Source organism: Parabacteroides leei, from assembly GCF_023369805.1.
Lineage (GTDB): Bacteria > Bacteroidota > Bacteroidia > Bacteroidales > Tannerellaceae > Parabacteroides > Parabacteroides leei.
This window is the reverse complement of record NZ_JAMBQG010000040.1, coordinates 1-4,751: the sequence shown is the minus strand read 5'-3', so window position 1 is coordinate 4,751 and position 4,751 is coordinate 1. Positions and strand designations below refer to the sequence as shown.

Annotated in this window: 3 protein-coding genes, 1 rRNA gene and 1 other RNA gene; all 5 read left to right on the top strand. The window is 40.1% G+C overall.

Annotated elements, in window-relative coordinates; translation table 11 throughout:
* Positions 1-85: ribosomal RNA gene (gene rrf, locus M1P97_RS26085) — 5S ribosomal RNA — on the top strand; the annotation flags it as partial.
* Between the two features lie 175 nt (positions 86-260).
* A complete protein-coding gene (locus M1P97_RS26080; protein ID WP_195374969.1) occupies positions 261-1,808 on the top strand; it encodes an arylsulfatase in 1,548 nt (515 codons plus the stop codon).
* 30 nt (positions 1,809-1,838) lie between these two features.
* Entirely contained in the window at positions 1,839-2,720 is an 882-nt protein-coding gene (locus M1P97_RS26075; RefSeq protein WP_195374968.1) for an alpha/beta hydrolase, read from the top strand.
* Between the two features lie 60 nt (positions 2,721-2,780).
* Positions 2,781-3,181, top strand: a transfer-messenger RNA (tmRNA) gene (gene ssrA / locus M1P97_RS26070).
* A gap of 124 nt (positions 3,182-3,305) precedes the next feature.
* The gene (locus M1P97_RS26065; protein ID WP_249390613.1) at positions 3,306-4,508 is read left to right on the top strand and encodes a tyrosine-type recombinase/integrase; all 1,203 of its coding nucleotides are present in this window, start codon (positions 3,306-3,308) and stop codon (positions 4,506-4,508) included.
* The last annotated feature ends 243 nt before the right edge of the window (positions 4,509-4,751 follow it).

Genomic DNA, 4,751 nt, shown 5'->3' with positions numbered 1-4,751 from the left:
ACCTCTTCCCATTCCGAACAGAGAAGTTAAGCCCAACCACGTCGATGGTACTGCGTAAAAGTGGGAGAGTAGATAACCGCCGTTTTTGTCAGGTCGAAAGACTGAATGCTAGAAAGGAGTTAGTTCGTAAGAACTGACTCCTTTTTTTGTTCTATGCAAACCATTGTTTTTGGTATTAATATTAATCAACTTCTCTTTGCACGAATCAAATAAGATATATATCTTCGCTATCTAAATCTGTATTCATAGAAAAATATATTATGAAAAGAAGAACTTTTCTTAAATCATCACTTTTGGCTGGTGCGGGTGTTGGAGTCAACCATTCTGTACGGTCTGCAATATTTTCTCAGGAGCAAAAAGAAACGAAAAAGAAGCCTCATGTCATTTTTATCATGACTGATCAGCATCGTGGGGATGCTTTGGGTTGTATGGGGAATAAGGCTGTTATTTCTCCGAATATTGATAAGTTGGCAGAAGAAGGAACTTTATTTGTAAGTGGTTATTCATCGGCTCCCAGTAGTACTCCCGGACGTGCCGGTTTATTAACGGGCTTATCCCCTTGGCATCACGGTATGCTGGGATATGGGCGAATGGCTGAACAATATAAATATGAAATGCCGCAGATGCTTCGTAATCTGGGCTATTTTACTTTTGGTATAGGAAAGATGCACTGGTTCCCTCAAAAAGCACTTCATGGTTTCCATGCTACATTGATAGATGAAAGCGGAAGAATCGAATCAAAAGACTTTGTCAGCGATTACCGTGAATGGTTTCAACTGAATGCTCCCGGACAAAATCCGGATTTGACGGGTATCGGTTGGAATGATCATGGGGCAGGTATTTATAAACTGGATGAGAAATTGCATCCGACTACCTGGACGGGACAGACTGCCTGTGAACTGATCCGCAATTATAATAATGATAAACCATTATTTATGAAAGTGTCGTTTGCACGTCCTCATAGTCCTTACGATCCACCGAAACGTTATTTGGATATGTATAAAGATGCTGATATCCCTAAACCTGTCATTGGTGATTGGTGTGGTAAGTATGCAGAACGCCTGGATCCGGAAAAAGTGGCTTCGGATGCTCCGTTCGGGAATTTTGGTGACGACTATGCCGTGAATTCCAGGAGACATTATTATGCGAATATTACTTTTATTGATGATCAAATAGGAAAGATAATTGCAGCATTGAAAGAGAAAGGAATGTATGATGATGCGATTATTTGCTTTACGGCCGATCATGGTGATATGCTGGGCGATCATTATCATTGGAGAAAAACATATCCTTATGAAGGTTCTGCCCATATTCCTTATGTTGTGAAATGGCCGTCATTTGTTAAAAAGGCAGTTCCGAATGGTGTGAAAATAGAACAACCGGTTGAACTTCGCGATTTTCTTCCTACCTTTATAGACTTGGCTGGAGGAACCGTTCCTCCCGATATGGATGGAAGCTCGTTGTTGAAACTGGTACAGGGGCATTCGGATGAATGGCGTAAATACATTGATCTGGAACATGCCACCTGTTATAGTGCCGACAATTACTGGTGTGCACTGACAGATGGAAAGTTGAAATATATATGGAATTTTCATAATGGAGAAGAGCAATTATTCGATTTGAAAAAAGATCCGGGCGAATTGATGGATTGTTCAGGGAAAAAGGCTTATGCCAAACAACTGAAGGAGTTCCGTAAAGCGATGGTTGACCACCTTTCAGAGCGTGGAGATGATTATGTGAAGAATGGCGAATTAGTTACTTTGGGAAAGACTATACTATATAGTCCCAATTTCCCTCAAAAAATATGATTCTTATAAATTCTTTAAACTGCATAGTGTATGATCAGAAAATGGATATTCCTGCTTGTAGGAGTAAGTTGTGTAATTGGATCAGTTATGGCACAAGAAAATCCGATCCTGTTGTTTCCGAAAGGAGCACCAGGTGAGACAACCCAGCTGATAGAGAAAGCAGATAACGATGGAGGGAAAACAGGAGGTGAAACTGTATTACGTATAACCAATGTAAGTGAACCCACAATCACCGTTTATCCGGCTCCGGATGAAGTTGCAACAGGTGCGGCTATGGTTGTTTGTCCTGGTGGTGGATATAATATCCTGGCTTACGACCTGGAGGGGGATGAAGTTTGTGAATGGTTGAACAACCTCGGTATAACCGCAGTATTGCTAAAATATCGTGTTCCCCGCCGGGAAGGTTTGGAAAAGCATACAGCCCCTTTACAGGATCTTCAACGTGCAATCGGTTATGTCAGGGCTCATGCAGAAGGAATGAATATCGATCCGCAGCGTATAGGAGTTATGGGATTTTCTGCCGGTGGACATCTTTCGGCAATGGCAAGTAATAACTTTGATAAACGTACCTATCCGGCGGTGGATGCAGCCGATAAGGTCAGTTGCCGTCCGGATTTCTGTCTTTTGGTTTATCCGGCTTACCTGGATGGTGAAAACTTCAAGCTGGCTCCAGAGCTTAAAGTGAGTGCAGCTACACCTCCGACCATGCTTGTTCAGACAGAGGACGATAAATCGTATATCAATAGTAGTCTTTTTTATTATTATGCATTGAAGGAGGCGGGTATTCCTGCACGGATGCATTTATATAGTAAAGGAGGACATGGTTATGGCCTGAGAGATACGGGAGTTGCAGTGAATGAATGGCCGGACAGAGCAGAAGACTGGTTCCGTGAATTAGGCGTGATAGAATAAAAAAACTAAATAGAGTACGGGGATACAGAGATTCTTTGTATCTTTGTACTCACAAATCATGGGGATGACCGGTTTAGACAGCGGGTAGAAGTGGTTTGTAAGCATGTAGTGCGTGGTTGGCTTGCACTTAAATCTCAGACAACGAACAATTAACTGGCGAAAACAATTACGCTTACGCTGCTTAATCGAAGTATAGTAGATTCAAGCTTAATCCCTGCAAAAGTTGCGGGGACGTGACATCACCCGGATGCTGTGGCTCCGAAGCTTTCCGATCAGGTGGTGCAGCAATATCGGAGATAGTCTGAAATGAGCCTCGGGTCTCAGGCGAAAATTAAGAGGATAAGGATTAAGTGGGTGGCTTCGGTCTTGCTTGATCCCGACAATCGAAGGCGAAGATAAACATGTAGAAAGCAGATTAGTTCCTCGTTTGGACGAGAGTTCGAATCTCTCCATCTCCACGGATTGAAACAAGCGCACTGATAATCAGTGTGTTTGTTTGTTTTAAATGTATATCGTATTTTCTTTTGAATGTATATTACATTATGTATTGTGTTTGTGTCGCAGCAACCTGTAAAATGTAAGATTATGTCAAGAAGGAAATCAATGGTTATTCTTCCAGAGGTGAAGGTGGCTAAAAGCGGTAAGTGGTATGTTCAGTATAGTGTAAGAGATCCGGAAACAGATAAGATGACTCGTTTTCGGATATATGAGGGTTTTGATGATTGTGAAAATGAACATGCTAAAAAAGAATTGGGGCAGCGATTGGTTAATGAGTTTACTGATAAGCTGAAAAAAGGATGGACACCTTATGTTCGTCCAAAGGTTTTGTATGAAGATAAGTTAATGTATTGCAACGAGGCAAATCTGTTTTCACGAATACAGCATAAGGCATCTTCTACAAGTATGTATATGTCAGAATTTTTGACGGAAAAAAATTCTGAGGTTACTCCTAAAACATACCAAACCTATGTATCGAAGTTTCGTCTGTTTAATTTATACCTTAAAGAAGTAGGGAAAGAAAATGAAATAGTGCAGCTTATTGACAATGGGGTAATTGTTTCATTCATGAAGCATATTGCAGAAAAGAAAAAATTATCTCGTCTTACGATGGAAAAATATCAACAGATTTTGTATACATTTTTCGAATACCTCCGGACTCGTAAGAAAGTTATAAAAGAGAACCCTGTGACAAACATTCCTCGTGTTGGAATACTAAAAGACGAGGCAGCTGCCGGTTTACCTGAAAGATATCGGAAGCGTTTGCAGAGAGAGATAGAAAAGGAGGACCCTCAATTATGGTTATGTTGCCTGATGCAATATTATGCGGCGATCCGTCCTGGAAATGAAATGCGTTTTTTGAAAGTTAAGGACATTGACTTTGATACAAAGGTCATAACTATCAGAAATTATCATGCTAAGAATGGGAGGACAGAAGCTATACAAATGCCAGATGCGTTATATGATTGGTTAATTAAGTATGATATTGATATGTCAATTCAGGATTATTACGTATTCGGTAGGGGAGGCATACCTGGACCTGAAGCGTTAAGTAAAAATAGTTTGCGATTACGTTTCAATAAATTTCGCGACCGTTTGAATTTGCCTAAAGACGTTAAATTATATAGCTGGAAGCATTCTGGAGCCCAAGAATTATCCAATGCAGGAGTTAACATGTATGAAATTTCTCGTCATCTTCGACATAAAAATATAACAACTACTGAACATTATACAAGGAAACGTTTAGGACCTCGAAGTTCTGCAATCAAACATAATTTTCCTGATATATAAAAGATTGCTTCTAAACAAGTGGGAGAGGTATTTTACTTCCTTCCCATTTGTTTAAATACGACCTACATATAATTGGTAAAACCACCAGTACAATTTTTCAGGACGAAAAGCATAAAAAAAATGGGACTATCCACAATTTTGTGTAAATTCAAAACTACAGGAACCGAATCCGGGTTTAAACCCGGATTCGGTTTTCAAATATAGTCAAAAACTGATTAAAAATCAGTCCCCAGTTCCATATGG

Coding starts and splice junctions, on each gene's coding strand:
- M1P97_RS26080 (WP_195374969.1), top strand. CDS start 261: ATGAAAAGAAGAACTTTTCTTAAATCATCACTTTTGGCTGGTGCGGGT.
- M1P97_RS26075 (WP_195374968.1), top strand. CDS start 1,839: ATGATCAGAAAATGGATATTCCTGCTTGTAGGAGTAAGTTGTGTAATT.
- M1P97_RS26065 (WP_249390613.1), top strand. CDS start 3,306: ATGTCAAGAAGGAAATCAATGGTTATTCTTCCAGAGGTGAAGGTGGCT.